General features: G+C 66.5%; 23 protein-coding genes. 19 read left to right on the top strand and 4 right to left on the bottom strand.

The features are described from left to right. Position 1: 1 nt before the first annotated feature. The 5 genes from pafA (at position 2) to OVO38_RS04205 (ending at position 7,684) form a co-directional block, all read left to right on the top strand. Positions 2-1,393 (top strand): Pup--protein ligase, encoded by a 1,392-nt coding sequence (pafA, locus tag OVO38_RS04225; RefSeq protein ID WP_267207829.1) that lies wholly within the window; start codon positions 2-4, stop codon positions 1,391-1,393. Between the two features lie 32 nt (positions 1,394-1,425). Continuing rightward, positions 1,426-3,381, top strand: a complete 1,956-nt coding sequence (locus OVO38_RS04220; RefSeq protein ID WP_267207828.1) for a helix-turn-helix transcriptional regulator — start codon at positions 1,426-1,428, stop codon at positions 3,379-3,381. Positions 3,382-3,464: 83 nt separating this feature from the next. After that, positions 3,465-3,752 carry a Sec-independent protein translocase subunit TatA gene (gene tatA, locus OVO38_RS04215; protein WP_095276619.1) on the top strand — a complete coding sequence of 96 codons (288 nt, stop codon included), beginning with the start codon at positions 3,465-3,467 and terminating at the stop codon, positions 3,750-3,752. 78 nt (positions 3,753-3,830) lie between these two features. Beyond that, complete coding sequence (gene tatC / locus OVO38_RS04210) at positions 3,831-4,811, top strand: twin-arginine translocase subunit TatC (RefSeq protein ID WP_267207885.1); 981 nt, start codon at positions 3,831-3,833, stop codon at positions 4,809-4,811. Positions 4,812-4,816: 5 nt separating this feature from the next. Beyond that, positions 4,817-7,684 (top strand): DEAD/DEAH box helicase, encoded by a 2,868-nt coding sequence (locus tag OVO38_RS04205; RefSeq protein ID WP_267207827.1) that lies wholly within the window; start codon positions 4,817-4,819, stop codon positions 7,682-7,684. On the opposite strand, the gene OVO38_RS04200 is transcribed toward OVO38_RS04205, so the two are convergent. After that, positions 7,681-8,304, bottom strand: coding sequence for a trypsin-like peptidase domain-containing protein (locus OVO38_RS04200; protein WP_267207826.1), 624 nt, complete (start codon positions 8,302-8,304; stop codon positions 7,681-7,683). The two genes, OVO38_RS04205 and OVO38_RS04200, sit on opposite strands and share 4 nt — an antisense overlap. A gap of 33 nt (positions 8,305-8,337) precedes the next feature. On the opposite strand from OVO38_RS04200, the gene OVO38_RS04195 reads away from it, so the two are divergent. The 6 genes from OVO38_RS04195 (at position 8,338) to OVO38_RS04170 (ending at position 14,633) form a co-directional block, all read left to right on the top strand. Next, positions 8,338-9,438: a M24 family metallopeptidase gene (locus tag OVO38_RS04195; protein WP_267207825.1), complete on the top strand. Its 1,101-nt coding sequence runs from the start codon at positions 8,338-8,340 to the stop codon at positions 9,436-9,438. Positions 9,439-9,442: 4 nt separating this feature from the next. Continuing rightward, the gene (locus OVO38_RS04190; RefSeq protein WP_095545725.1) at positions 9,443-10,219 is read left to right on the top strand and encodes an SDR family oxidoreductase; all 777 of its coding nucleotides are present in this window, start codon (positions 9,443-9,445) and stop codon (positions 10,217-10,219) included. A 5-nt stretch (positions 10,220-10,224) separates the two neighbouring features. Continuing rightward, a complete protein-coding gene (locus OVO38_RS04185) occupies positions 10,225-11,424 on the top strand; it encodes a lipase family protein (protein ID WP_267207824.1) in 1,200 nt (399 codons plus the stop codon). 9 nt (positions 11,425-11,433) lie between these two features. Next, complete coding sequence (locus tag OVO38_RS04180; RefSeq protein ID WP_267207823.1) at positions 11,434-12,018, top strand: FxsA family protein; 585 nt, start codon at positions 11,434-11,436, stop codon at positions 12,016-12,018. Beyond that, positions 12,019-13,551, top strand: coding sequence for an apolipoprotein N-acyltransferase (gene lnt, locus OVO38_RS04175; protein WP_267207822.1), 1,533 nt, complete (start codon positions 12,019-12,021; stop codon positions 13,549-13,551). It begins immediately after the preceding gene. Positions 13,552-13,646: 95 nt separating this feature from the next. After that, positions 13,647-14,633, top strand: a complete 987-nt coding sequence (locus OVO38_RS04170) for a polyprenol monophosphomannose synthase (protein WP_267207821.1) — start codon at positions 13,647-13,649, stop codon at positions 14,631-14,633. A 67-nt stretch (positions 14,634-14,700) separates the two neighbouring features. On the opposite strand, the gene OVO38_RS04165 is transcribed toward OVO38_RS04170, so the two are convergent. Then, complete coding sequence (locus tag OVO38_RS04165) at positions 14,701-15,072, bottom strand: RNA polymerase-binding protein RbpA (RefSeq protein WP_095276641.1); 372 nt, start codon at positions 15,070-15,072, stop codon at positions 14,701-14,703. A gap of 134 nt (positions 15,073-15,206) precedes the next feature. Between OVO38_RS04165 and OVO38_RS04160 the strand changes: the two genes are divergently transcribed. Further along, positions 15,207-15,542, top strand: a complete 336-nt coding sequence (locus OVO38_RS04160) for a hypothetical protein (protein WP_267207820.1) — start codon at positions 15,207-15,209, stop codon at positions 15,540-15,542. A 5-nt stretch (positions 15,543-15,547) separates the two neighbouring features. Continuing rightward, positions 15,548-16,282, top strand: a complete 735-nt coding sequence (locus tag OVO38_RS04155; protein ID WP_095548205.1) for a YceI family protein — start codon at positions 15,548-15,550, stop codon at positions 16,280-16,282. Between the two features lie 112 nt (positions 16,283-16,394). On the opposite strand, the gene OVO38_RS04150 is transcribed toward OVO38_RS04155, so the two are convergent. Beyond that, the gene (locus OVO38_RS04150; RefSeq protein WP_267207819.1) at positions 16,395-17,693 is read right to left on the bottom strand and encodes an SAM-dependent methyltransferase; all 1,299 of its coding nucleotides are present in this window, start codon (positions 17,691-17,693) and stop codon (positions 16,395-16,397) included. A 141-nt stretch (positions 17,694-17,834) separates the two neighbouring features. Between OVO38_RS04150 and OVO38_RS04145 the strand changes: the two genes are divergently transcribed. The 5 genes from OVO38_RS04145 to OVO38_RS04125 all read left to right on the top strand — a co-directional run bounded on the left by OVO38_RS04145 (position 17,835) and on the right by OVO38_RS04125 (position 24,198). After that, positions 17,835-19,235, top strand: a complete 1,401-nt coding sequence (locus OVO38_RS04145) for an NAD(P)/FAD-dependent oxidoreductase (RefSeq protein ID WP_095536131.1) — start codon at positions 17,835-17,837, stop codon at positions 19,233-19,235. Between the two features lie 302 nt (positions 19,236-19,537). Further along, positions 19,538-21,649 carry a formate C-acetyltransferase gene (gene pflB, locus OVO38_RS04140; protein ID WP_144716994.1) on the top strand — a complete coding sequence of 704 codons (2,112 nt, stop codon included), beginning with the start codon at positions 19,538-19,540 and terminating at the stop codon, positions 21,647-21,649. A 93-nt stretch (positions 21,650-21,742) separates the two neighbouring features. Next, the gene (gene grcA2 / locus OVO38_RS04135) at positions 21,743-21,994 is read left to right on the top strand and encodes an autonomous glycyl radical cofactor GrcA2 (RefSeq protein ID WP_144716995.1); all 252 of its coding nucleotides are present in this window, start codon (positions 21,743-21,745) and stop codon (positions 21,992-21,994) included. A 94-nt stretch (positions 21,995-22,088) separates the two neighbouring features. After that, positions 22,089-22,964, top strand: a complete 876-nt coding sequence (pflA, locus tag OVO38_RS04130; RefSeq protein ID WP_095276661.1) for a pyruvate formate-lyase-activating protein — start codon at positions 22,089-22,091, stop codon at positions 22,962-22,964. A 160-nt stretch (positions 22,965-23,124) separates the two neighbouring features. Then, positions 23,125-24,198, top strand: coding sequence for a magnesium and cobalt transport protein CorA (locus tag OVO38_RS04125; RefSeq protein ID WP_095536569.1), 1,074 nt, complete (start codon positions 23,125-23,127; stop codon positions 24,196-24,198). 3 nt (positions 24,199-24,201) lie between these two features. Here the strand turns inward: OVO38_RS04125 and OVO38_RS04120 are convergent, their stop codons facing one another. Continuing rightward, positions 24,202-24,654, bottom strand: coding sequence for a PaaI family thioesterase (locus OVO38_RS04120; protein ID WP_267207818.1), 453 nt, complete (start codon positions 24,652-24,654; stop codon positions 24,202-24,204). A 47-nt stretch (positions 24,655-24,701) separates the two neighbouring features. Between OVO38_RS04120 and gndA the strand changes: the two genes are divergently transcribed. Beyond that, a complete protein-coding gene (gndA, locus tag OVO38_RS04115; RefSeq protein ID WP_095276670.1) occupies positions 24,702-26,171 on the top strand; it encodes an NADP-dependent phosphogluconate dehydrogenase in 1,470 nt (489 codons plus the stop codon). Positions 26,172-26,177 lie beyond the last annotated feature (6 nt).

The following is a 26,177-nucleotide window of genomic DNA, read 5'->3' as shown; positions in this document are numbered from 1 at the left end:
CATGGCCACCGTCTACCCCCGCCGCATCATGGGCGTGGAGACCGAGTTCGGCGTCACCGCGTTCGAGCGCGGCAAGGCCGTGCTGACGCCCGAGGAAATCTCCCGCTACCTCTTTCGCCCGGTCGTCGCCGAGCACCGCAGCTCCAACATCTTCACCGACAACGCCTCGCGCCTCTACCTCGACGTTGGCTCGCACCCCGAGTACGCCACCGCCGAATGTGACTCGATCACCCAGCTGCTCAACTACGACAAGGCTGGCGAGGTCATCTTCAGCGACCTCGCCACGCAAGCAGAGCAGGCGCTCGAGCGGGACCGTGTGGGTGGCAAAGTCTTCCTGTTCAAAAACAACGTGGACTCGAAGGGCAACTCCTACGGCACGCACGAAAACTACCTGATCAGCCGCGAGCTCGCCCTGAAGTCGTTCGGCATGCAACTGCTGCCGTTTCTCATCAGCCGCCAACTTCTCTGCGGGGCCGGGATGATCAAGAAGGGGCGCTTCGTCCTCTCGCAGCGCGCGGACCAGGTGTGGGAGGGCGTCTCCTCGGCCACCACCCGTACCCGGCCGATCATCAACACCCGCGACGAACCCCACGGCGATTCCCACCGCTTCCGGCGCATGCACGTCATCGTCGGCGACTCGAACATGGCGGAGCCCACGTTCGCGCTCAAGGTCGGCTCGACACTGTTGGTCATTGAGATGCTCGAGGCTGGTTTCGACCTCCCGGATTTCACGCTCGACAACGCCATCGATCACATCCGCGACATCGCGGCGGACCCCACGGGCCAGACGCCACTCGCGCTCAAGAGCGGGGGCACAGTCACCGCGCTCGAGGTCCAGCAGGCCACGTTGGATGCCGCACGGCGCTGGTTGGAGTCCCGGCCGGACGAGGGCACGCCGAACGAGGAAATGGCACGCGTCATTGACTTGTGGCAGCGCACCCTGGACGCGATTGCGTCGCAAGACTTCTCCGGCGTGGACCAAGAGATTGACTGGGTAATCAAGCGAAAGTTGTTGCTCCAGGTCAAAGACAAGCTTGGGGCTGAGTGGGACCATCCAAAGCTCGCGCAGATCGACCTGACCTACCACGACATCAACCGCGAGCGCGGGCTGTTCTACCTCCTGGAGCGCAAGGGCCTCGTGCGCCGGTGGACCACCGACGAAGCGATCTCCCACGCCGCGACGGCACCGCCGGAGACGACGCGCGCGTCGTTGCGCGGCCGGTTCCTCAGCGCTGCGCGCTCGGCGGGGATGGACCACAATGTGGACTGGGTCCACCTGAAAACCAACCGCCCGGAACCCCGCACCTTGGAGCTGCTCGACCCCTTCGCTACCGAGGACCAGCGTGTCGACGAGTTCATCGCACAGATCCGCGCGATGGGCGCCGCCGACTAGCCGGACCGGGGACGAGGGAGAAAGGCAGTTACGTGGCAGAGCTCGAACCGGAAGTCCGGCAGGCGAACCTGGCCTTTGCCATGCTGGGGTCCTCGCACGACCGCGAATCGGAGTGGGTTGCCCGCAACGTGGACGGCTACCAAGACCTGGAGACCGAAGCGCTACGCGTGAAGATCCGGCGCGATGTTGAGGCGCTGCGCCGGGCAGGAGTGCCTATTTCGTATTCCGGCGGGACCCTCACCATGGACCGGGACCGCTACGAGCTGGAACCCGTTGACCTCACCGAAGAAGAGGCAAGCGCCGTGGGCTTGGCGGTGGATCTCAGCACCGGCGGCTCTCTCGGCGCGTTTGCCCGCTCCGGCTGGACCAAGCTCGCGGCATCCGGCGCGACCCGCGTGTTTGACAGCGCGCCGTTGACCTCTGCGGCCGGCGACGCCAACCGGATCGACCCGCAGGCATTCCACAACCTCCTCGCCGCGATTGAGCTGCAGAAGCGAGTCTCGTTCGACTTCACCCCAGCCGGCGGAGGGCACCCGCAGCGCCGGACGTTGGACCCGTGGGACATCGTCTCGCTGAACAACCGCGCCTACCTCGTAGGATGGGACATCGAGCGCGACGCCGACCGCATCTTCCGGCTGGTCCGCGTCGCCAACGTGACCCTCGTGCGCGAGACCGAAGACTTCCACCAGTCGCCCGAGAACACCGGGGAGCTGGTTCGCGACGTGCTGCGCGGACCTGTCACCGACGCCATCGTCACCGTACGCCGCGGCACCTGTGAGGAACTCGCCGCCGCCGGCACTCGCGCGCCGGGCGCCCGGGGCGACTCCCGTGCGGACCGCGACGAGATTCGTCTGCACGACGCCGAGTTCGACTGGGTGGTGCGCACATCGGCGGCCCACGCCGCCGACCTGGTCGCCGTGCAGCCGGAAGCGGTCCGCGAACAGGTCATCGCCCTACTCAAACAATCCGCCACGCCCCACGACGCCCCGCTCCGCAGCGCAACGAGCGACAAGGCCCCGTCGCCGGAGGAATCGGGGAGCAAGCACCCCGCGGGTCACGCAAACTCCACCGGGTCAACCAGGCTCGTCCGCCTCCTCAACCTCCTGCCGTACATCACGCGGCACCAGGGGAAATCGCTCATGGAGATCGCTCGCGACCTCGGGTCCAGCGTGGACGAGGTCCGCGACGACCTCAACCGGCTCCTGCTTTCCGGGGTCGGGCGCGGCCCGGGCGAGATGTTCGACCTCGAGCACACCTGGCGCGGTGTGACCGTCCTGGATGACCAGGGTCTCACCGCGCCACTCCACCTCAAGCCCACCGAGGCCCACGCACTGCTGCTCCTGCTCGAATCGCTCGAGACGCTGCCCGGCCTGGTCAACGTCGACGCCGTGCGCTCCGCCGCGGACAAGATCCGCCGCGTCAACCGGAAGCGCGGGGTAGCGGACGTGGACCAGGTCGGCGGCCTGGGGTCCGTCACGCAGGAGATCCGCCAGGCAATCGACGCCGGCAAGCAGCTCGAGCTCCGCTACTATTCCGCTTCCTCGGACCGGGTGACCGAGCGAACCGTTTCCCCGGTCGGCGTGTTTCAGCGCGATGAGCAGGCGTACCTGCAGGCGCTCGACGGCGACCGCGTCAAGTCCTTCCGGCTCGACCGAATTCGTGAGGTCAGGCAGGGGGAGGGGGACGCGGAGGCGTCGATAAGCGTCGCGCCCCTTGACCCCGACAACCCTTTCGGACTGGCCGATGCGCCACTCGCGCAACTGCTGGTGCGCAGCGACGCGACGTGGATGGCCGACTACTGGGAACTGGAGATCGACGAGGTGGGCGGCACCGGAGCGTGGGTGCCTGCGACGTTTCGCTTTGGCAGTGAGGACTGGCTGGTGAGGTTCTGCCTGGCCCACGCGGACCGACTGCGCCTGGTGGAACCGGAAAGCTTGGTGGACACGGTGCGCGAGCGTTCACTTCGCGCGCTCGACGCGTTAAGATGACGCGTTAGATATTCAGAAATTCAAACATTCGATGTCGATGTTTTCGTTGCAGGGCATCGCCGATACCCGTGGAAAGAGAAACCATGCCAAACATTGGTTGGACCGAGCTCCTCATCATCCTGGTCATCGTGTTACTGCTGTTCGGCGCAAACAAGCTGCCGGACCTCGCGCGATCGATGGGTCGCTCCGCGCGCATCTTCAAGTCCGAGGTCGATGAGATGAAGCACGACGACGCGGGCGAGGCACCCAAGGCTCAGCCGAACGCGATCGAGTCCGGCCGCAACGCGGAGACCCAGTCCGTTGCGCAACCGGAGAGCTTCTGGGACAAGCCGGAGCACCAGCGCAACCAGACCCCGCCCGCGCAGCAGTAACCGCTCGCGACAGAGAGGGGAAAAGCGTTGGCGCTGAAGCTCAAGCGCGCGAGGAAGCCGAAAAACCCGACCGGTGAGATGAGCCTGGTGGAGCACCTCCAGGAGCTACGCCGGCGCGTCATGGTGTCCATGGCCGCAATTTTGGTGGGCACTATTGTCGGCTTCATTTGGTATCAGACCGCCCCGCCGGGCATCTTTCCGTTGGGCGAGATCATTCGCGGCCCCTATTGCAACCTGCCCAGCGAACTGCGCGTAGACCTGGCCGGCGACGGCGAGTGCCGCCTGCTTGCCACCAGCCCGTTCGAGATGTTCATGCTGCGCCTGAAGGTCGGCGCCCTCGCCGGTCTCGTCCTGGCCTCCCCGGTGTGGCTGACGCAGATCTGGAACTTCATCACCCCGGGGCTGCACAAGAACGAGCGCCGCTACACCTTTACCTTTGTCACGCTGGCGGTCGCGCTGTTTGTGGCTGGCGCTGTGCTCGCGTACTTCGTGCTGGACAAGGGCCTGTACGTGCTCATGTCCATCGGCACCGAAGTGCAAGTCGGCGCGCTCACCGGCGGCAACTACTACAGCTTCCTGCTCGCGTTGATCGTCATCTTTGGCGTGAGCTTCGAGCTGCCGCTCATCATCGTGATGCTCAACCTCGTCGGCGTGCTGCGCTACGAGCACGTCGCGGGCAAGCGCCGCCTGATCATCGTGCTCATCTTCATCTTCGCCGCCATCATGACCCCGGGGCAGGATCCGTTCTCCATGGTCGCGCTCGCGCTGTCCATCACCGTGCTAGTGGAGATGGCCTTCCAGTTCTGCCGCATTCATGACAAGCGCACGAACCAGTCGCGCCCGGAGTGGATGGACCTTGACGACGAGCAAGCGTCCGGCCCCGTCACCTCCTCCGGCTCCATCGGGCGCGCACAGCCCGTCGGCGCGACTTCCCGGCCAAGCGCGCCGTCGAGGGTTTCCCCGTCGGCACCGCCGGCGGCCCCGAGCGCCCCGCCCGCCCCGGGCCGCGGTGGCTCGCACACCTACGGTCACGGAGATCCATTCAACGACGTACTGTAAGGGGCATGGATTCCAGCGTTACCCCCTCACAGTCAGACAACCAAAGTCTTTCGGAGGACAACACCGCCGAGACCACAGGGGCCACTGAGGCTTCCGCCCCCGTAGCGTTTCTGCCGGAGTTCCGCGACGCTAAGCCCTTCCCACTCGACGACTTCCAGGTGGAGGCCTGCGCAGACATCGAGCGCGGCCACGGCGTCCTCGTGTGCGCACCGACCGGCTCCGGCAAGACGATTGTTGGCGAGTTCGCCGTTGCGCTGGCCCTGCACCAAGGCACGAAGTGCTTCTACACCACGCCCATCAAGGCGCTGAGCAACCAGAAGTACCACGACCTCGTCGCCGAGCACGGCGAGGACGCCGTCGGCCTCCTCACCGGCGACACCTCAATCAACGGGTCCGCCGAAATCGTCGTGATGACCACCGAGGTGCTACGAAACATGATCTACGCGGACTCCCGGCAGCTTGACCGGCTCTCGCACGTGGTGATGGATGAAATCCATTACCTCGCCGACCGGGACCGCGGCGCCGTGTGGGAGGAAATCATCCTCAACCTGGACGAGTCCGTCAGCCTCGTCGGGCTGTCCGCCACCGTGTCCAATTCCGAGGAGTTCGGCGAGTGGCTCGACGCGGTGCGCGGTGATACCCGCGTGATCGTCTCCGAGCACCGCCCGGTCCCGCTGAGCCAGTACATGATGGTGGGCCGCAAGATCTTCCCGCTGTTCGAACCCGACACTGGCGGTACCGATGACACAGAGGGCGGGAAAGTGAACCGCGCCCTCGTCCACGCGATCGAGCGCATCGAGTCCGGCTCCCGCGACGAGGGACGCAGCGACTTCAAGGAGGGTCGCAGCTTCCGCGCCCGCTCGACCGGCCGCCGCAGCGGCGCCCAGCGCGCCCAGGACAAGGTCAAACCCGTCGGCCGCCCGCAGGTCGTCGCAGCGCTGGGAAGCCGCGACATGCTCCCGGCCATCGTCTTCATCTTCTCCCGCGCGGGCTGCGACGGTGCCCTCTTCCAGTGCCTGCGCACACGGAAGGAGCTCACCACCCCGGAGGAGCAAGAGGAGGCAAGGGCTATTATCGACGCCGGCGTCGAAGGCATCCCCGACGAAGACCTCGACGTGCTCAACTTCCGCCAACTCCGCACGGCGTGGCTGCGCGGCTTCGCCGCCCACCATGCCGGCCTGCTCCCCGCGTTCAAACACATTGTGGAGCAGCTGTTCGTCCGGGGTCTGGTCAAAGTAGTTTTCGCCACCGAAACGCTTGCGCTGGGTATCAACATGCCGGCGCGCACCGTCGTGTTGGAGAAGCTGGTCAAGTTCAACGGCGAGGCGCACGTCGACCTCACGCCGGGGCAGTACACGCAGCTCACCGGCCGCGCGGGCCGCCGCGGCATCGACCATATCGGCAACGCGGTGGTGCAGTGGTCTCCGGCGATGGACCCGCACGAGGTGGCAGGCTTGGCATCCACGCGCACCTACCCACTCATCTCGCAGTTCCAGCCCGGGTACAACATGGCGATCAACATGCTGGGCATGAACGGTTACGACGACTCCATCCGGCTCATCGAGCAGTCGTTCGCCCAGTTTCAGACCAACCGCTCCGTGGTGGGCGAGGTGCGTGACATCGACCGCCTGCGCTCCAAGGTACGCAGCCTGCGCGCGCAACTGGAACGAGACGTGGCCGGCTTTAACCCGCCGGGCACGGACCCGGCGGCGGCCCTGGAGGAGTACCTGCAGTTGCGCCGCGACCTCTCCGAGGCTGAGAAGGACGCGCGCCGCCACGCGCTGGAAAACCGCCAGGCGGAGACGGAGACGATCCTGGGGCGGCTGCGCGTCGGCGAGGTCATCGCCTTGCCGGGGAAGAAGAAGCCGGAGCTAGCCGCCGTCGTGCAGGTGGCGGGAAAGAAGCGCGATCCCCGCCCGTGGGTGACCACGGAACGCGGCTGGTCCGGGCGCATCGACGCCGGCTCGTTTCGCAACGCGCCAGTCGTTGTTGGGCAGATCAAGGTACCCCGCCACGTGCAGGACCAGCCGCGCAAGCACACCCGCAAAGTGGTAAACATGCTGCACAGCGGGAGTTTCAACGCGCCGCGCAAGCTCAAGGACAAGGTGCGGGTTCGGCCCAGCAAGAAGGTGACCGCGCTGCGCGAGGCCATGCACAACCACCCGGTGCACGCGTGGCCGCCGCATGACCGCGAGGTGCTCGCGCGGGTCGGGGAGGAGCTGGTGCGCAACGAGCGCAAGCTGCGCCGGCTGACCAACAGCGTGGATCGTTCGACCGATTCGTTGGGCCGCACCTTCGAGCGCATCATCGGACTGCTCACGGAGATGGACTACGTCGAGCTCATCGGCGGCGAGCCGCGCGTGACCGACGAAGGCGAGCGCCTGGCGCGCATCCACAACGTCTCCGACCTGCTCGTCGCGCAGTGCCTCAAGCGCGGTATTTGGGACGAGCTGGACCCCGCGGAGCTCGCCGGCGTGGCGTCCATGGTGGTGTTTGAAAACCGCAAGGCCACGCACGGCGAACCGGAGGCTGCCACGGACCGAATGGCGGAGGCGATGGGGGAGACCATGCGCGTCTACGGCGAGCTCTCCTTTGATGAGCAGCGCCACCAGCTGCCGGTGACCCGACTCCCGGATCCCGCGTTCTCGCTCGCCATGCACCAGTGGACCGCCGGCGCCCCGCTCGGGTACGCACTGGCGGCGGCCGCGGAGTCCGGCACCGAGCTGACCCCCGGCGACTTTGTGCGCTGGTGCCGCCAGGTCATCGACCTGCTCGAGCAAGTAAAGAAGACCGGGTACAGCGACGAGGTCCGCGACAGCGCCAACCGGGCCATTGACGCTATTCGACGCGGCGTCGTCGCCATCGGCAACTAGCAGGCGGCCCGTGCCGCCTCGATGGCGTCGCGCACTTCCTTGTTCAGCAGGGAGACGGTGGCGATGTGCAGGTTGACGCGCCACGGGTCGAGGATGAGGGACTGGACGCCGGCGAGGTGGGCGTCGATAAGCACTGGGCCCCCGGAGTCCCCCTTGATCGCGGGGGCGGCGTTGGCGACGATGCCCGCCGGGCGCACGATGGTGCGCATGCTGCGCGAAAAGGCGAGCGGAAGCGTGATGAGGAATCGCCCGTCGCGGGCCGCGGGGGAGGTGGCGCCGCCGCCGAATCCGAACGTGACCGTACGTTTCAGCGCGCTTCCAAGCAAGCGCGCCGGCGGGGCGAGGGGCGGGTACGGTCCAGGCGGCGCGTCGTCGGCGGTGCGGACGCGATTGAGCGTGATGAGAGCCACGTCGGTGCCTTCGAAGATGCGCACCTCGCGGGCGCGACGGCGCGTGCCCCGCAGGCGCACCGTAATGCGGGACGGGGCGGGGCGCTCTGGGAGCAGGAAATGGGCGCAGGTGAGCACCGTGTCCTGAGCGACGAGGATGCCCGAGCAGTAGCGCGCGCCCACGGAGCACCGGACGAGCAAGTCGGGGTAGCAGGGGACAGGGTCGGTCACGCGCTCGAGTGTAACTGGCCTATCATTGCCAGCATGACGCGTATAGATCAGTCCACGTTCGCACACCGTCGATCCCGTGCCGCCGAGCTCGTTGCGGCGCACAAGCTCGGGGGCCTGGTTGTCGGCACCGGCCCGGAGTTTGCTTACCTCACCGGCTCCTGGGCCTCCTCGCACGAGCGGCTCACCGCCCTGGCCATCGGCCCTGACGGGCGGGCCGTCCTCGTCGCTCCGGTGACGGACATTGGCAGCCTGGGCGTTGCCGGCGACGATGTGGAAATCCGCGGCTGGCAGGACGGGCAGGACCCGTACCAGCTGGCAACTGAGGCGCTCGATGCGTCCGCACCCGTGGCGCTGGGCAGCTCGCTGACCGCAAACCACGTCTTCGCGCTGCAGGCCCTGCTCCCGCAAACCCGTCTGGCGACGGACACGCTTGCTGAGCTGTTTATGGCTAAGGAACCGGCCGAGTTGGCAGAGCTCAAGCGCGCCGGCGAGGCAATCGACCGCGTCCATGCCCGCGTGCCGGAGTTCCTGGTGGCGGGCCGCACCGAGGCGCAGGTGGCCGCCGAGCTGGACCGCCTGATCATGGACGAGCACGAGTCCGTCGACTTTGTCATCGTCGGCTCCGGCGAAAACGGCGCCAACCCGCACCACGACTTCTCCGAGCGCGTGCTGGAAGACGGCGACGTGGTTGTCGTGGACCTGGGCGGCACGCTGGATTCGGGTTACCACTCGGACTGCACCCGCACCTACATCGTGGGCGGCGACCCTGCGAAGGCGGATCCCGAGGTGGTCAAGGCCTACGAGATACTGTTCCGCGCCCACCAGGCGGCGGTCACCGCGGCACGCCCCGGCATCACCGCCGGCGAGCTGGACGCGGTGGCGCGCGGCGTGATCGAGGAGGCCGGGTACGGCGAGTACTTCACGCACCGCCTGGGCCACGGCATCGGCCTGGCGGGCCACGAGGACCCGTTCATCATCGCCGGCAACGACACCGCATTGCAGGCCAACATGGCGTTTTCCATCGAGCCGGGCATCTACCTGCCGGGCAAGTGGGGTATGCGCCTGGAAGACATCGTTTACCTGGACGAGGACGGCGCAGTCTCGCTGGATAACGTCTCCCGCGACCTCCGCTAAGCCCATGTCTCGACCCATCCGCGGCGGGAGGACCGCCGAACCGCCCACCACCGGCACCGTGCTCGTGCTCGGCGGCACCAGCGACATTGGCACCGCCATCGCCCTGCGCGTCTGCTCCGGGCGGAGGGTCGTGCTGGCCATGCGCGAGCCCGAACGCGCTGACGCTCGCGCCATCGCGGAGTGTCTGCGCGAAGCCGGTGCCGCCAGCATCGAGTGCATCCGGTTCGAGGCCACGGAGCTCGAGTCCCACCGCCGGATAGTGGAATCCGTGCACGCCGCGGAGGAGATCACCACCGCCGTTGTCGCGTTTGGCATCCTCGGCGATCAGGCGCGTGCCGAGCGCGACGAGTCCGAGGCCGTCCGCATCGGCAGCGTGGACTACCTCGCACAAATCAGCGCGCTGACCGTGCTGGCGGACGTCATGGGTCGCGGCAACATTGTCGCATTCTCATCCATCGCCGGCTGGCGGGCCCGCCGCGCGAACTACGTCTACGGCTCCACCAAGGCGGGGCTCGACGCGTTCTGCCAGGGCCTGGCGGACCGGCTCCACGGCTCGGCGCTGCACTTGATCACCGCGCGCCCCGGGTTTGTTATCGGCTCGATGACGGAGGGGATGACGCCCGCGATCATGTCGGTGACTCCGGACGAAGTCGCCGATGCGGTCGTCGACGCCGCCCAGCGGGGCCGCAGCACAACCGTGTGGATCCCGCGCCGCCTCGCCGCGCTCGCGCTGGTCATGCGCCTCGTCCCGCGCCCGATCTGGCGTCATATGCCGAGGTAGGACGCATGTTTCCTCTCACCCGCACAATCGCGGGGCTGCTTCTCGACGCCCTCCACGACCCCCGCCGCACCGAGCCGGAGCACACCACGCCGACGTGGGTGACGGGCATGACTCCCGGATCCCTCCTCAACGCCCGCGAAATCAAGGCCGTAGGCCTGACCAAGCGTCTCAACCCCGCCGACGTTTGGGGGATCGACTACGTTACTGCGGACGAGGACGGCCGCGCCCTCACCGCCACCGGGGCGGTCTTCCGCTCGCGCACCCCTTGGCCGGGCCACGGCCCGCGCCCCACCATCGCGTTCGCCCCCTCCACGCAGGGCGTCGCCCCGCGCTGCAATCCCTCGTACTCCTGCACCGTCGGCCTCGTCCCGCGCCGCGCGCCGTGGGACCTCATCGCCGCCTACGAGCAGCCGGCGATCAACCTGCTGCTCGCGGCGGGCGCCAACGTCGTGCTCACCGACTACCCCCGCAACCCGGCCGAGAACGTGCAGCTCTACTGCGACCACGTTGCCGCCGCGCAGTCGCTCATCGACGCCACCCGCGCCGCCTCATCCCTCTCCGTCGACACCACCGTGCTCGGCCTGTGGGGCTTCTCCCAGGGCGGCGGGGCAGTGGGCGCCTGGCTCGAACGCCCGGAGTACGCCCCGGAGCTCCAGCCGCAAGCCGCCGTCGTCGGCGCGCCCCCGGCCGCGCTCGTGCCGATGCTCGACCACGTCGACGGCGCCATGCCCTCCGTGGTGATCCTTTACGCCGTCGCGGGACTCATGGCGCACCACCCGGACCTGGCGGATGAGATCCTGCCGCACCTCAGCCCCGAAGGCGCCGCGACGATCCTGGCGGACTCGGACCTCTGCGCCGTCGGGGCATCGCTTCGCCGCCCCTGGGCGCACACGACCCGGTGGACTCGCAGTGGCCTCAGCATGGCGGAGCTCCTTCACGCCCTCCCTGGCACCTCCGAGCACCTCGAGTCGATCGCGCTCGGACGCAGGCGGCCGCTGCGCATCCCGACCCGGTTCTGGGGCTCGCTCCACGACGACATCATCCCGTACCCGCAGCTCACCGCGCTCGCGGACGCGTGGGAGATTCCGTTGCAGACGCGCCGCATGCCGCGCGTGCCGGGCAGGACTGGCGTCAACCACTATGGCCCGTATTTCCAACATCTGGCGGGTGACGTCAAATGGCTCGTGCGACAGCTGGACAGGTAGTCTGGCCGCATGCCGCTGTTTATTTTCGCCTACTTTCTCATTGAGGCACTCGCGTTCTTCGGCGTTGCCAAGCTCATCGGCGTCGGCTGGGCACTGCTCGCCATCTTCGCGCTGATGTTTCTCGGTGGTGCGCTCGCCAGCCTCGCGCTGCGGGGCACGCTGGTGAACGCCGCCGAGGGGCGCTCGTCGCTCGGCAGGGTAGCGGGGGACTCCGCCCTGTTGATGACGGGATGGCTGCTGTGCATCATTCCCGGCTTCGTCAGCTCCCTGCTCGGGTTCCTGCTCGTCTTCGGCCCCACCCGCGGGTTCCTGCGCCGCTTCATCAGAACGCGGACGATCCGGAGCATGGAAAACTTCGGTGTCCGCGTGTACAACACCTCGCCGCTGTCGCAATTCCAGACCAGCTACGGCAACTTCGGCACCGGCCGGCAGGCAGGCCGCCACCAGGCGCACGAGCAGGACACGGAGCACGACGTCATTGATGCCGACGAGCTCGAGGCCATGTTCCGCGCCGAAGGCCCGAAGGATGATCGTGGCGACGGGGACGGAGGGGCGTCGACAAGCAAAGAGCCCGACGGCGGAAAGGACAAGTAGGTGCGGGGAGTGCTGCGACTGCTGCTGGCTGCGGGGGCGGGCGCGCTGGCGTACTTGTCCTACGAGCCGCACGGGCTCTGGTGGGCGGGCGTCCTCGCGATGACGCTGCTCTTTGGCGCGCTCGCGCCGTGGGGGAGCGCGCGGCCAGGGGTGTGGACGGGCGCTGGTCTCGGCCTGGTCCAGGCGCTGGTGTGCTACCTCCTGCTGCTGCCGTGGATCGGTGAGTTCGTGGGCGCAATGCCGTACGTGGCGCTCTCCGTCTTCCTTGCGCTGTACGCGCTGGCCACCGGCGCCTTCGGCACGCTCGTTGCCCGCTGGCGCTACGGCTTCGCCGCATTCGCGCTGGTCTACGTAGCCGTGGAGTTCTGTCGCTCCTCGTTCCCGTTCGGTGGGTTCGCCTGGGTGCGGCTCGCTTGGGGGCAGATCGGCGGTCCGCTTGGCAACCTCGCGCACTTCGGCGGGCCTGCGCTCGTGACGCTGTCGGTGGTGCTCGCCGGCGCAGGGCTGGCGGCGCTGGTGGTCGCACGCGGGCGCGCACGCGCTGCGGGCGGGGTCGCGGTCGTGGCGCCGTTGGTCTTGGGGCTGGCGGCGTCGGCTGCGGTCAACACGCCCGCCCACGAGGTTGGGACGGCCCGCGCGGCGACAGTGCAGGGCAACGTCCCGCGGCTTGGGCTGGATTTCAACGCGCAGCGCCGCGCGGTGCTGAGCAATCACGTGGAGGAGACCAAGCGGCTGGCGCAGGACGCGAAGGATCAAGGCCAGCCGCTTGACCTGGTGATCTGGCCGGAGAACGCCTCGGACGTCAACCCGTTTACGGACCCGGAAGCGGGCGCGCTGGTCAAGGAGGCCGCTGCGGCCGTCGGCGTCCCCGTCCTAGTGGGCACGCTCACGCGCGACCAGGTCGGGGAGCGCAACACCATGGTGGTCATCAACCCGGACGGCTCGGTGGGCGAGCGGCACAACAAGCGCTTCCTCCAGCCGTTTGGCGAGTACATGCCCATGCGCGACTTCTTCCGCAACTTTTCCGACATGGTGGATCTGGCCGGGGACTTCAAGCCCGGCGATGGCCCGGGCGTGGTCCGGATGGGAACGACGGTCGTCGGCGTGGCCACGTGCTACGAGGTCGCGGAGGATCCGGCTTACCGCATGGCGGTGCGCAACGGCGCGCAGCTGCTGGCCACCCCGACGAACAACGCGACCTTCGGCTTCACCGACATGACCTACCAGCAGCTGGCCATGAGCCGCATGCGCGCGATCGAGACCGACCGCGCCGTGGTCGTCGCCGCGACCTCCGGGGTCTCTGCGATCGTGCACCCAGACGGTTCCGTCTCCCAACAAAGCGAGATTTTCCAGGCCGCGCACCTGCAGGAGGAGCTCCCGCTCAAGGACTCCATCACCCCAGCCGTGCGGTTCGGCCAGTGGCTAGAGTGGATGTTAGTACTCGGCGGTGCCGCGGTCGCGCTCGGTGCCGTGGCGCGCCCCAAGCGCGAGTATGCTGCTAAGAGTCCCGCGGAGAAGGAGCGTATGGCTTAGCGACGCCCACGCGGCCCTACCACAGGCCCGCACCCACTTCCGCGAACCGAAACGAATACCCAACAAGACGTATCTGCAAAAGGAGTCAATCGCCCATGGCGAACGCAACGCTGGTGATCATCCCCACCTACAACGAGCTGGAGAACATCCCGCTGATTACGGAGCGCGTACTGACGGCGAACCCGGAGGTCGACCTACTGATCGTGGACGATAACTCTCCGGACGGCACCGGCGACAAGGCTGATGAGCTGGCGGCGAAGCACGATGAGGTCCACGTCCTGCACCGCGCCGGCAAGGAGGGCCTGCTCGCCGCCTACCGCGCCGGCTTCCGCTGGGGCTTGGAGCGTGACTACGCCGTGCTGTGCCAGATGGACGCGGACGGCTCCCACAAACCGGAGGAGCTTCCGCGCCTGCTCACCGCGATTGAGCGCGGCGGCGACCTGGTGATCGGCTCCCGCTACGTCGAGGGCGGCGAGGCGAAGAACTGGCCCCGCCAGCGCTACCTGCTGTCCAAGCTGGGCAACCAGTACATCTCGCTGGCGCTCGGTGACGACGTCGCCGATATGACCGCCGGCTACCGCGCGTTCCGCCGCGAGGTCCTCGAGGCCATCGACCTGGACGCGCTGTCCAACAAGGGCTACATCTTCCAGGTGGACCTGGCGCACAAGGTCATCGATGCCGGCTTCGACGTGCGCGAGGTGCCCATCACTTTTGAGGACCGCACGCTGGGCGAGTCCAAGCTGGACGCTAGCTTTGCCGGCCAGTCCCTCATCGAGGTAACGAAGTGGGGCGTGAAGGAGAAGTCCTGGAAGGTCAGCGAGATGGCCACGGAGGGCGGCAAGCTGCTTCAGTACGAGCTTGATAACTCGAAGCTCTCCCGCCTCGGCGCGAAGGCCGACCAGCTGCCGGAGCAGGTGGTCAACATGATCGCCGAGGGCGCGAAGCTGGGCAACTACGAGCTGAGCAACAGCCCCCTGCGCAAGGTGCCGGGCAAGGTCACCGACATAGTGAGCCAGGCGACTGAGATGATCAGCGAGGGCCTCGGTCTCGTGCGCTACGAGGCGACCAAGAAGCAGCGCTAAGCACCAACGACCAACGGCCCGGACCACAGTGGACTCACTGTGCCGGGCCGTTGCGTATGTTCGGGGCTTACTTCTCGCCCTGCTGCTCCTTTGCCAGTCGCGCGGCGGCGCGGCGGCGCTTGCGCAGGTGCTCGAGGCGCTCCTCGAGCAGGACGTCAAGCTCCTCGATGCTGCGGCGCTCCCGCAGCATGTCCCAGTGGGTGCGCGGTGGCTTGGCCGGCTTGGACTCCACGCCCTCACCCTCAATCAGGGTGCCGAGCTGGCCGTTCTTGCACATCCACTCCTCGGGGATCTCCGCATCATCAGCGAAGGGGACCTCAAAAACCTCCCCGTCGGGGGTACGGTACTTTGCCATCTGACGCGGGGCCAGGTCGTGGTCCCTGTCGGTTTCGTAGCTCACTGCACCCATGCGGCTTCCACGGAGCACACGATCAGCCATGCTGTATCAATCCCTTCATTGCGAGTCACTGCAAGCCATTGCAAGCATTCCCAGTCGATACAGTATAACGGTCAACCTGCCCGCATTGTTCCCGCGGATGGGGTTTGGCGCGGCGCGTGTATTAGGCTTGCCGTGTGGCTAGCGAAGGAAAGCAGGCGCCCACTTGCGCCTGGTGCGGAGGGCAGATGCCCGAGCAGCAGGGTAGGGGCCGCCGGAGGAAGTTCTGTAACGCCTCGTGCAAGCAGCGCGCGTACGAGCAGCGGCACTCGCTCTCCGGCACCCAGATCCCGGCGGACGCGGTCATTCTCTCGCCGAAAAAGGTTGCTGACCTGCGCGATCAGCTATATCAGCTGCGGTGCGCGGCGGAGGACGTCCAGACCGCGGCAAGCGAGGGCGCAACCCCGGAGGAATTACGTCACTTATGTGACGAAATGGTGAATCTGTCCCACAGCATCGAGAGGTTAAGGTAACAGGTATGCACAACGGCACTGAAGCTGGCAAAAGTTTCGACGAGGCCGCACTGAAGCGCAGGCGGACGCTGCTCATCGTCGCCGGGTCGATCATCGTGGTCATTCTGCTTGCGGTCGCGTTCGTCCCGCTCGCGCTCGGGGGGCTGTTTGGAAACGGCGTGAAGACCGAAGGCATTGATGAGTCGCGCCTCAAGGCCGCCGATACGCCTCTCGACGGACACTGGGAAGTCTCGTCTCGCCCGGGCCCAAACGGCTCGTCGGCGGGCTTTACGTTCTTTGAGATCCTCCCGGGCCAAGAGAAGGTCACCTCGGGCTCAACGGAGGGCGTGAGCGGCTCGGCGGATATTGAGGCCGGCACGCTCACCGCCGGCGAGATCACCGTCGACATGACCAACCTGACGAGCGATAGCGACGTCCGCGATTCCAACGTCCGCCGCAAGATCCTACACACGGACCAGTTCCCGGAGGCGACGTTCCGCGTCACGGAGCCGGCGGACGTATCCCAGGTGCCGGATGACGGCTCCGTGGCCAAGGTGGAGCTCACCGGCGAGATGACCATCCACGGCGAGACAAACACGGTGACGCACGAGTTCGACGTCGCGCGCTCCGGCTCGTCGCTGATCGTCGCGGGCGATGTCCCGATCAACCGGGCGGATTACGGCGTCGAGTCGCCGGAGTTCGTGGCGGCCAAGATTGACGAGCAGGGCGAGGTCAACATCCGCCTCAACATGCACCAGTAGCCGTCCTATATTACGTCACTTGACGTAATATATATGCGTATTTGTCCGATAATGTACATTATGTCAACTAACGCGCGGGCCCACGCTTGTCGACGCCACCACGCCCCTCAATCTACCGCCGCCCCCGCCGGTTCCGCGCCGTGAGCGTCAGTTGCGTGAGATCAATCATCCGCAGCTCCGCGAGCGCCTGACGCAGCGCGAGCTGCCACACCCACAGTCGCCGGTACACCGGATCGAACCCGTCCGCGGCCGCGTCACGCAGGTGCGAATCAAAGGTGGCTCGCTGCAATCCCAGCGACGTCGCCAGGTGCTGAGGCGCGTGCGTCTCCGCGATGATGCGCAGCCCGGTCTTGCGGTCCACAATCCGCGCCAACGTCTCCGTGGATGCGTAGCTCAGGCCCGGCCACACGTACGCCCTCAGCGAAGCCAACGCCGCCCGCGCCGCCTTATTCATCTCCGGCCCTGCCACGATCGTCTGGATCGCCACCTTGCCACCCGGCGCAACCGCAGACCCGAGCTGCGTGAGAAACTCGGCTTTGTCGTCGTCGCTCAGCGTCTCGAGGTGCTCGAGCGACACCGCCGCGTCGTACCCGCGCCCGAGCCGCTTGACCCTGACCTGACCCGGTACGCCCGCGAACGTGAGCTGCTCGCGCAGCGCGTCCGCGGACTCCGGCGAATTGGTCACGCACTCGACCTTGTCCCCGGCCGCCAGCGTGACCGCGGGTCCGGACGCCGGATACTCCAGCACGCGGGACCGGTCGCGCACACCAGCCGCCTGCAGGAGCATTGCTACGGATCGCGCCTGCGCGTCCGCCAAATCCGAGCGGGTCGTCCCCTCGTCCTGGGGCGCGGCGATCTCGGTCACGTCCACGAAGTGTCGCGCAGGCTCGTTGCCATGCCCTGCGCCACGCGCGTACGACTTCACGCGCACCCGCTCCCGCGTCGGCACGCCGGTGGCGAAGTGGCCCTGGAACGGGCTCACGCCGTCGCCCGCGTAGTGCTGAATCAGGCTGGGCGGCACTTCCCCGCTCTCGTGCGACCTCGCCGGCGCGACGCGCAGCGTGGACGGCACGTAGCCGGACTGGACGAGCTTGCGCAGCACCTGCACGAGCCGCTCAGAGTCCGGCGTGTGCCACTCCCCGGCCAAGTACCCCTCAGCCAGCCCGACCCAGCCGTTGGCGGCGACGCGCTGGAACACCTCCGCGTAATCCACCACGACGTCCGGGGCATCGCCGTCAACGCGGATGCCGGCGTTGGCGCACGCCGCCGCAAAACGCGCCTCCGCCCGCCCGGCCCGCCACCTACCGAGTCGCCCTCCGGGGACTGCGGCCACGCTTGGCCACGCGGTGGCGTCGATAATTGCCAAATGCTCGGGGACGCTGGACGCGTTCATGTCGTGTGGGGAGGTCACTCGGCTGATGGTAGCGGGTGCGCGCCGGATCCCGGCGATGCCACGTCGGCACCCGCCTGTGGAGCTTCAGGGAATTCGGCGTAGTATGTGCAGGGGAAATTTCCAGACTTGTCTTTAAATTAGGTACAAGGAGTCTTACCTATGACAGAAGCGCCGTACCGTCCCGCAGGCAACCGCCACCACGTCGTCATTATTGGCGCTGGTTTCGGTGGCCTGTTCGCCGCCCGCGAGCTCGCGGATGCGGACGTGGACATTACGCTGATCAACCGCACGAACTACCACCTCTTCGCCCCGCTGCTCTACCAGGTGGCAACCGGCCTGCTTTCCAGCGGTGAGATTGCCACCTCGGTCCGCCAGATCCTCGCGGGCCAGGACAACGTGAGCGTCGTACGTGGCGACGTCACCGACGTCAACGTTGAGGGCCAGACCGTTACCGCCAACGAGGGCGCGTTCACCCGCACCTACGCGTACGACTCCCTCGTCGTCGCCGCGGGCGCCGGCCAGTCCTACTTTGGCAACGACCAGTTCGCCGAGTTCGCTCCCGGCCTGAAGACCGTGGACAACGCCCTCGAAATCCGTGCCCGCCTCGTCTCCGCCTTCGAGCGCGCAGAGCTCGCCGAGACCGAGGAAGAGCGCAACGAGCTGCTCACCTTCGTCATCGTCGGCGCAGGCCCGACCGGCGTCGAGCTGGCTGGCCAGGTGGCCGAGATGGCCCACCGCTCCTTCAAGGGCCAGTTCAAGAACTTCGTTCCGTCGCAAGCAAAGATCGTGCTTATCGACGGCATGCCGCAGGTCCTCCCGCCATTTGGGAAGCGCCTGGGCAAGAAGGCGCAGCGCGAGCTGGAGCGCAAGGGCGTCACCGTCGTCCTCAACGCCCTGGTTTCCAACGTGGATGCCGGCAGCGTCACCTACAAGGACACCAATTCCGGCGAGGAGACGACGCTGCGCGCGGCGACCAAGATCTGGTCCGCAGGCGTGCAGGCGTCCCCGCTGGGCAAGCAGATCGCCGAGCAGGTCGGCGTCGAGGCAGAGCGCAACGGCAAGGTTCCGGTCAACGCGGACCTCACCGTGGGCGACAAGGACAACCTGTTCATCATCGGCGACATGATGAACCGCAACCGCCTCCCCGGCGTTGCTCAGGTGGCGATCCAGTCCGGCGAGTACGTCGGTCGGATCATCAAGGAGCAGGTCGAGCACGACGTTGCGCCGTCCGCCCGCGACGAGTTCGAGTACTTTGACAAGGGCTCTATGGCGATCGTCTCCCGCTACAACGCCGTGGTGAAGATGGGCAAGGTCGAGGTCGCAGGCTTCCTCGGCTGGATGATGTGGCTGGCAGTTCACGTCTCCTTCCTCGTCGGCGTGCGCAACCGCCTGGTGTCCATGTACACCTGGACCAACAACGCGCTCACCCCGAATCGCTACAACCTCGCCACCACGCTGCAGCAGCAGCACGGCCGCAACGCGCTGGACAAGCTGCGCGCCAACGTCGACGGCGCTGAGGACACCTTTGAAGAGGTTCGCGATACCAACGGCGAAAACTAAGCACTCCCCCCGTCGGGTGCAGTAGCGTACCCCCGCCTACACCCGCGATTCGAGGCCCGGTCCACACGACCGGGCCTTTTGCTGTGTCGGCGGGGGTAATTCACCCCCGGTGGCCAAGGTCACACGGTTGAAAGTAGCGGGTTCGCAATGGTCTCACCTTATAATTGGGACACAACGATGGTAGCGCTTCAAATCATCGGCCGGAACGACTTCCGGTGGCAGATGTTGAACGGGAACCTGGGAAAGTGCTAGCGCGTCCCCATCGTGGAAAACCCTCGAGACTAGAAGGATCGTTTTTCAAAGTGACTGCTACAACTGCTGCATCGCAGAACACCGCATGGGACGGCTTTGCCGAAGGCCCGTGGACCGACGAGATCAATGTTCGCGATTTCGTCCAGCGCAACTACACCCCCTTCGACGGCGATGCATCGTTCCTCGCCGGCCCGACGGAAAAGACCCTCCGCGTTTGGGACACGCTGGACAAGAAGTACCTCTCCGTCGAGCGCGAGCGTCGCGTCTTCGACGTTGACACCGAGACCCCGGCAGACATCGACGCCTTCCCGGCCGGCTACATCTCTGAAGACGACAACGTGATCGTCGGCCTGCAGACCGACGTCCCGACCAAGCGCGCGATGATGCCGAACGGTGGCTGGCGCATGGTCGAGCAGGCCATCAAGGAGGCCGGCAAAGAGGTCAACCCGGACGTGAAGAAGATCTTCACCTCCTACCGCAAGACCCACAACGACGCTGTCTTTGACATCTACACCCCGCGCATCCGCGCGGCCCGCTCCTCCCACATTGTCACCGGCCTGCCCGACGCATACGGCCGCGGCCGCATCATCGGTGACTACCGCCGCGTCGCCCTCTACGGCGTGGACAAGCTCATCGAGGACAAGCTCGCCGCCAAGGACGCTTCCCTGGACAAGGGCTTCTCCGAGCACTGGGCACGCTACCGCGAGGAGCACGCTGAGCAGATCAAGGCGCTGAAGAAGCTCAAGAAGATGGCAGCCGACTACGGCTTCGACATCTCCGGCCCGGCGACCAACGCTCACGAGGCCGTGCAGTGGACCTACTTCGGCTACCTCGCCTCCGTGAAGAGCCAGGACGGTGCCGCAATGTCCATCGGCCGCCTCTCCCCCTTCTTCGACATCTACTTCGAGCGCGACCTGGCCAACGGCACGCTGACCGAGGAAGACGCACAGGAGATTATTGACGCCCTGGTGCTCAAGCTCCGCATCGTCCGCTTCCTGCGCACCGAGGACTACGACCAGATCTTCTCCGGCGACCCGTACTGGGCAACCTGGTCCGACGCTGGCTTCTCCTCCGACGGCCGCCACCAGGTCACCAAGACCTCGTTCCGCCTCCTGCAGACCCTGCGCAACCTGGGCCCGGCACCGGAGCCGAACATCACCATCTTCTGGGACCCGGCGCTTCCGGAGGGCTACAAGGAGTTCTGCTCCGCCATCTCCATCGAGACCTCCTCCATCCAGTACGAGTCTGACAAGCAGATTCGTGACCAGTGGGGCGACGACGCCGCCATCGCATGCTGCGTCTCCCCGATGCCGGTGGGCAAGCAGATGCAGTTCTTCGGCGCCCGCGTCAACGCGGCGAAGTCCCTCCTGTACGCCATCAACGGCGGCCGCGACGAGGTCACCGGCAAGCAGGTCACCGAGGGCCACACCCCGATCACCGGCGACGGCCCGCTGGACTTTGACGAGGTCTGGCAGAAGTACGAGGAGATGCTGGATTGGGTTGTCGGCACCTACGTCGAGGCCCTGAACATCATCCACTACTGCCACGACAAGTACGCGTACGAGGCCGTCGAGATGGCGCTGCACGACTCCGACATCGTTCGCACCATGGGCTGCGGCATCGCCGGCCTGTCCATCGTCGCCGACTCGCTGTCCGCCATCAAGTACGCGAAGGTCACGCCGATTCGCGACGAATCCGGCCTGGTCGTCGACTACAAGACCGAGGGCGAGTTCCCGTTCTACGGCAACGACGACGACCGCGCTGACGACATCGCCGCCACCGTGGTCCACACCGTGATGCAGAAGATCAAAGAGATCCCGATGTACCGCGACGCGATCCCGACCCAGTCCGTCCTGACCATCACTTCCAACGTGGTCTACGGCAAGGCCACCGGTGCGTTCCCGTCCGGGCACAAGGCCGGCACTCCGTTCGCACCGGGCGCAAACCCGGAGAACGGCGCCGACAACCACGGCATGGTCGCCTCCATGCTGTCCGTGGGTAAGCTCGACTACAACGACGCGCTGGACGGCATCTCGCTGACCAACACGATCACCCCGTCCGGCCTCGGCCGTAACAAGGACGAGCAGGTCAAGAACCTGGTCGGCGTCCTCGACGCGGGCTTCATCATGGACAACGCGGACGCAGAGATCCACCCGGCATAAACCCGGGCCCGCCCGGTCGGCCCACCGGCCGACCGGCAACGGACAACTCAATACCCCACTAATCACCACTTCCCCGAAAAGGAGCACACCACAATGTCTACCCACACCTTCGAAGACCGTATGGCTTCCATGAAGTCCTCCCGCGAGGCCAACAACATGAACTCCGGTCTGTACCACGCCAACATCAACGTGCTGGACCAGAACACCCTCGAGGACGCAATGGAGCACCCGGAGAACTACCCGAACCTGACGGTTCGCGTGTCCGGCTACGCGGTGAACTTTGTCAAGCTCACCAAGGAGCAGCAGCGCGACGTGATCTCGCGCACCTTCCACCGCGGCGCATAACCAGCGGCGTAACCAGGACGTAGCGCCCCACTGACTCGCCCTTCGGGGTGGGCGGTGGGGCGCGTCGATAAGCACACAGCACAGGAGGCCAGCCATGGCGCAAGATGGCACAACCGGCGTAGTCACACTCGAACCCCAGCAGGGCGAACGCATCAGAGGCGTCGCCGCGGGCCTTGGCGGCACCGCCGACGCCGACATGGAAATCACCCGACCCGAGCTGCTCGAGGCGCGGCGCACCGGCGACATCGGGCTCGTCCACTCGTGGGAGCTCGTCACCGCCGTCGACGGCCCCGGCACCCGCATGACCATCTTCCTGTCCGGCTGCCCCCTGCGCTGCCTGTACTGCCACAACCCCGACACGATGGAGATGAAGGAAGGCACCCTCGAATCCGTCGAGTCTGTGGCGAACCGCGTGAAGCGCTACAAGCGCATCTTCGACGCCACCGGCGGCGGCCTCACCCTCTCCGGCGGCGAGCCGCTGTTCCAGATCGCGTTCACGCGCCGCCTGCTGAAGATGGTGCACTCCGCGGGCATCCACACCACGATCGACACCTCCGGCTACCTGGGCGCGCGTCTGCGCGACGAGGACCTGGACAACATCGACCTGTTCCTCCTCGACGTGAAGTCCGGCGACGAGGAGACGTACCAGCGCGTGACCAAGCGCCAGCTGCAGCCCACCATCGACTTCGGCGACCGCCTCAGTGAGAAGGGCAAGCGCGTCTGGATTCGCTTCGTTGTCGTGCCCGGCTACACCGACTCCGAGGAGAACGTGAACAACGTCGCCGACATCGTCGCCCGCTGGACCAACAACGTCGAGCGCGTCGAGGTCCTCCCCTTCCACAACATGGGCGCCGACAAGTGGAAGAAGATCGGTATGCCGTACGAGCTCGACGACGTCACTCCGCCGTCGCCCGAGCACGTCGAGCACATCCGCGACATCTTCCGCTCGCGCGGCCTCGAGGTTCACTAGCGCCCCGGGCTCGTCGCTTATCGACGCCACGTCTTCCCCTCCGCCGCGAGTTCGCGCTCGCGCGGAGGGCGTAGTATTTTTTAAGGGCTTCGCTTCGGCCAAGCCACGATCTGCCCGTTGCAACCGGCCCGGCCGGTTCGTCACACGAAGGGAGGCTGCTATGCCGCCTCGGATTCCACTTCCACGTCAACGGCCGAAGAAGAACTTCGCACCAGTTGCTCAACACGTCCCGGTGCCGATAGAACGCTCGATTGATTTCTGCCGCATCTTCGTCGACGGCAAGCGCCAGCCCGGCAACGCGCGGGTGGCGCAGGCGCTCGAGCACGTCAACCAGCATGACAACGCCTTCGTGTGGCTGTCGCTCAAGGAGCCGACGACGACGCAGATGGAGCGCATCGCGGAGCTCTTCGACCTGCACGACCTCATCGTCGACGATGTCATCGACGCCCACCAGCGCCCCAAGGTGGAGCGCTACGACGACCAACTCTTCCTGGTCATCCGCACCGTCTATTACCGCGACGACGAAGAGGTCTCCGACGCCCGCGAGATTATTTCCACCGGCGAGGTACAGATCGTGGTCGGCCCCAATTTCGCCATCACGATTCGCCACAATGCGCCCCTCCCCGACCTGACCGGCCAGCTGGAGGAGGACGAGGAGCTTGCCATCCTCGGCCCCGCGGCCGTGGCGTGGAAGGTCTCCGACTACGCGGTGGACAACCACCTGCGCGTCGCCCAGGCGCTGAGCATCGACGTCGACGACCTGGAAAACGAGGTGTTCACTCCGCGGCGCGACATCAACATCGACAAGATTTACATGTACAAGCGTGAGGTTTTGGAGATGCGGCACGCCATTGACCCGCTCGCGCCGGCGCTGAAAAACAGCCTTGTCAGTCACAAGGACTTGCTCCGCAAGACGCTGCGTTCGTACTTCCGCGACGTCGTCGACAACGCGACCATCGCCAGCGACCACCTCTTCGGCTTCGACGAGCGCCTCTCGTCGCTTCTCGACGCCTCCGTGGCCAAAGTCAGCATGCAGCAAAACAGCGACATGCGCACCATCTCCGCCGTCGTCGGTATGGCCGCCGCCCCGACCATGATCGCCGGCATCTACGGCATGAACTTTGAGAACATGCCCGAGCTGAGCTGGGCGTACGGCTATCCGGTCGTGCTCATCGTCATGTTTGCGTCGATGGCCATCATGTACTGGTGGTTTAGGCGAAATAACTGGCTGTAGGTGTTACGTGGCGTCGACAAGCATGAGCTTGAGGTTCGTCACCGCAACCAGCGTGTCGCCGTTGCGCTGCTCCACGCGCCACAGGTGCGTGCGCTTGCCGGTGTGCACCGGGCGCGCGACCGCTTCGATCCGCCCGCCGGAAACGCCGCCCAGCAGGTCGGTGTAGTTACTCATCCCTAGCGCCGGGCGGCCCGCCGCCGCGATCGCTGCCATCGAGCCGATCGTTTCGCCTATCGACGCATACACGCCCCCATTCACCACACCCGTGAGCTGCAAGTGCTGCGGCCCCACTTCGACGTAGCCCTCGGTGCGCTCCGCCGAACACGCGGTGATGACAAGCCCGATGTGCGGGCCGAACCCGATGTCGTGCGCGTTGAGGTCGCGCAGCTCGTCCGCGCTCAGCGGCTCGACCAGCGGCTCTCGGGCAAAGCGGCTGCGGTAGTCGTGCGTCTCCATGTGCACACTCTACCGCCCGCCCGTACGCGGCGCGTAGAATCGGGCGCATGACTGATGCATCCCCCGCTACCGGACTCGCCCAGATCGGCGTCGTTGGCATGGCCGTCATGGGCTCCAACCTCGCCCGCAACTTTGCCTCCAAGGGCCACACGGTGGCCATCTATAACCGCTCGCCGGAAAAGACGCGCGCCGTCATGGCTGAGCACGGCGCCGAAGGGAATTTCGTCCCCTCGGAGACCATCGAAGATTTCGTGGCTTCCCTCGAGCGCCCGCGCAAGGCCATCATCATGGTCCAGGCTGGCGCCGCGACCGATGCGGTGATCGACCAGCTCGCAACCGCGATGGATGACGGAGACATCATTATCGATGGCGGCAACTCTCTGTTCACCGACACGATCCGCCGCGAGAAGGAGGTCGCCGCGCGCGGCCGCCACTTCGTCGGCGCCGGCATCTCCGGCGGCGAGGAGGGAGCGCTGCGCGGCCCGTCGATTATGCCCGGCGGCCCGAAGGAATCCTGGGAGACGCTCGGTCCCCTGCTCGAGGACATTTCCGCGAAGGTCGACGGCTCCCCGTGCGTCACCCACATCGGCCCCGACGGCGCCGGCCACTTTGTCAAGATGGTCCACAACGGCATCGAGTACGCCGACATGCAGGTGATCGGCGAGGCCTACCATCTCCTCCGCTACGGCGCCGGCCTCACGCCCGCCGAGCTCGCGGACATCTTCAGCACCTGGAACGAGGGCGACCTGGACTCCTACCTCATCGAGATCACCGCCGAGGTGCTGCGTCAGACCGACGCGAAGACGGGCAAGCCGTTCATCGACGTCATCCTGGACGCCGCCGGCCAAAAGGGCACCGGCCGCTGGACCGTCAAGGAGGCGCTCGACCTCGGTGTGCCGGTCACGGGGATCGGGGAGGCGGTGTTTGCGCGCGCGTTGTCGTCGGCAATTGCCCAGCGCGAGGCCGCCCAGCGCATCGGGCTGCCCGCTGGCGAGGTGACCACGCTCGATGACCTCGGCGTGGACAAGGACGCCTTCGTCGAGGACGTGCGCCGCGCGCTCTACGCCTCCAAGCTCGTCGCGTACGCGCAGGGCTTCGACGAGATCAATGCTGGCTCGCAGGAGTACGGCTGGGATCTCGAGCCGGGCGCGCTCGCGCGCATCTGGCGCGGCGGCTGCATCATCCGCGCGAAGTTCCTCAACCGCATCACCGAGGCCTACGAGAACGACCCCAAGCTGCCCTCCCTGCTGCTCGACCCGTACTTCAAGCAGGAGCTCGAGGGCGGGCTTATCGACGCCTGGCGCCGCGTCGTCATCACCGCCACCCAACTCGGCCTGCCGGTGCCGGTGTTCGCGTCGTCGCTGTCGTACTACGACTCGCTGCGCTCGAACCGCCTCCCGGCAGCGCTGATCCAGGGCCAGCGCGACTTCTTCGGCGCGCACACCTACAAGCGCGTCGACATGGACGGCACCTACCACACCACGTGGTCGGGAAGCCGCGAAGAAATCGACGCGTAAGCAAAA

This window comes from Corynebacterium sp. Marseille-P8863 (genome assembly GCF_946902955.1).
Lineage (GTDB): Bacteria > Actinomycetota > Actinomycetes > Mycobacteriales > Mycobacteriaceae > Corynebacterium > Corynebacterium gottingense.
This window is presented reverse-complemented; position numbering and strand designations above follow the sequence as displayed.

Bases quoted from the DNA above. Each gene is read 5' to 3' on its own strand.
- pflA (WP_095276661.1), top strand. From the start codon at position 22,089: ATGGCGCAAGATGGCACAACCGGCGTAGTCACACTCGAACCCCAGCAG.
- OVO38_RS04125 (WP_095536569.1), top strand. From the start codon at position 23,125: ATGCCGCCTCGGATTCCACTTCCACGTCAACGGCCGAAGAAGAACTTC.
- OVO38_RS04145 (WP_095536131.1), top strand. From the start codon at position 17,835: ATGACAGAAGCGCCGTACCGTCCCGCAGGCAACCGCCACCACGTCGTC.
- OVO38_RS04190 (WP_095545725.1), top strand. From the start codon at position 9,443: ATGTCTCGACCCATCCGCGGCGGGAGGACCGCCGAACCGCCCACCACC.
- pafA (WP_267207829.1), top strand. From the start codon at position 2: ATGGCCACCGTCTACCCCCGCCGCATCATGGGCGTGGAGACCGAGTTC.
- tatA (WP_095276619.1), top strand. From the start codon at position 3,465: ATGCCAAACATTGGTTGGACCGAGCTCCTCATCATCCTGGTCATCGTG.
- OVO38_RS04185 (WP_267207824.1), top strand. From the start codon at position 10,225: ATGTTTCCTCTCACCCGCACAATCGCGGGGCTGCTTCTCGACGCCCTC.
- OVO38_RS04165 (WP_095276641.1), bottom strand. From the start codon at position 15,072: ATGGCTGATCGTGTGCTCCGTGGAAGCCGCATGGGTGCAGTGAGCTAC.
- OVO38_RS04195 (WP_267207825.1), top strand. From the start codon at position 8,338: ATGACGCGTATAGATCAGTCCACGTTCGCACACCGTCGATCCCGTGCC.
- tatC (WP_267207885.1), top strand. From the start codon at position 3,831: ATGAGCCTGGTGGAGCACCTCCAGGAGCTACGCCGGCGCGTCATGGTG.
- OVO38_RS04205 (WP_267207827.1), top strand. From the start codon at position 4,817: ATGGATTCCAGCGTTACCCCCTCACAGTCAGACAACCAAAGTCTTTCG.
- grcA2 (WP_144716995.1), top strand. From the start codon at position 21,743: ATGTCTACCCACACCTTCGAAGACCGTATGGCTTCCATGAAGTCCTCC.
- OVO38_RS04155 (WP_095548205.1), top strand. From the start codon at position 15,548: ATGCACAACGGCACTGAAGCTGGCAAAAGTTTCGACGAGGCCGCACTG.
- gndA (WP_095276670.1), top strand. From the start codon at position 24,702: ATGACTGATGCATCCCCCGCTACCGGACTCGCCCAGATCGGCGTCGTT.
- OVO38_RS04170 (WP_267207821.1), top strand. From the start codon at position 13,647: ATGGCGAACGCAACGCTGGTGATCATCCCCACCTACAACGAGCTGGAG.
- OVO38_RS04120 (WP_267207818.1), bottom strand. From the start codon at position 24,654: ATGGAGACGCACGACTACCGCAGCCGCTTTGCCCGAGAGCCGCTGGTC.
- OVO38_RS04180 (WP_267207823.1), top strand. From the start codon at position 11,434: ATGCCGCTGTTTATTTTCGCCTACTTTCTCATTGAGGCACTCGCGTTC.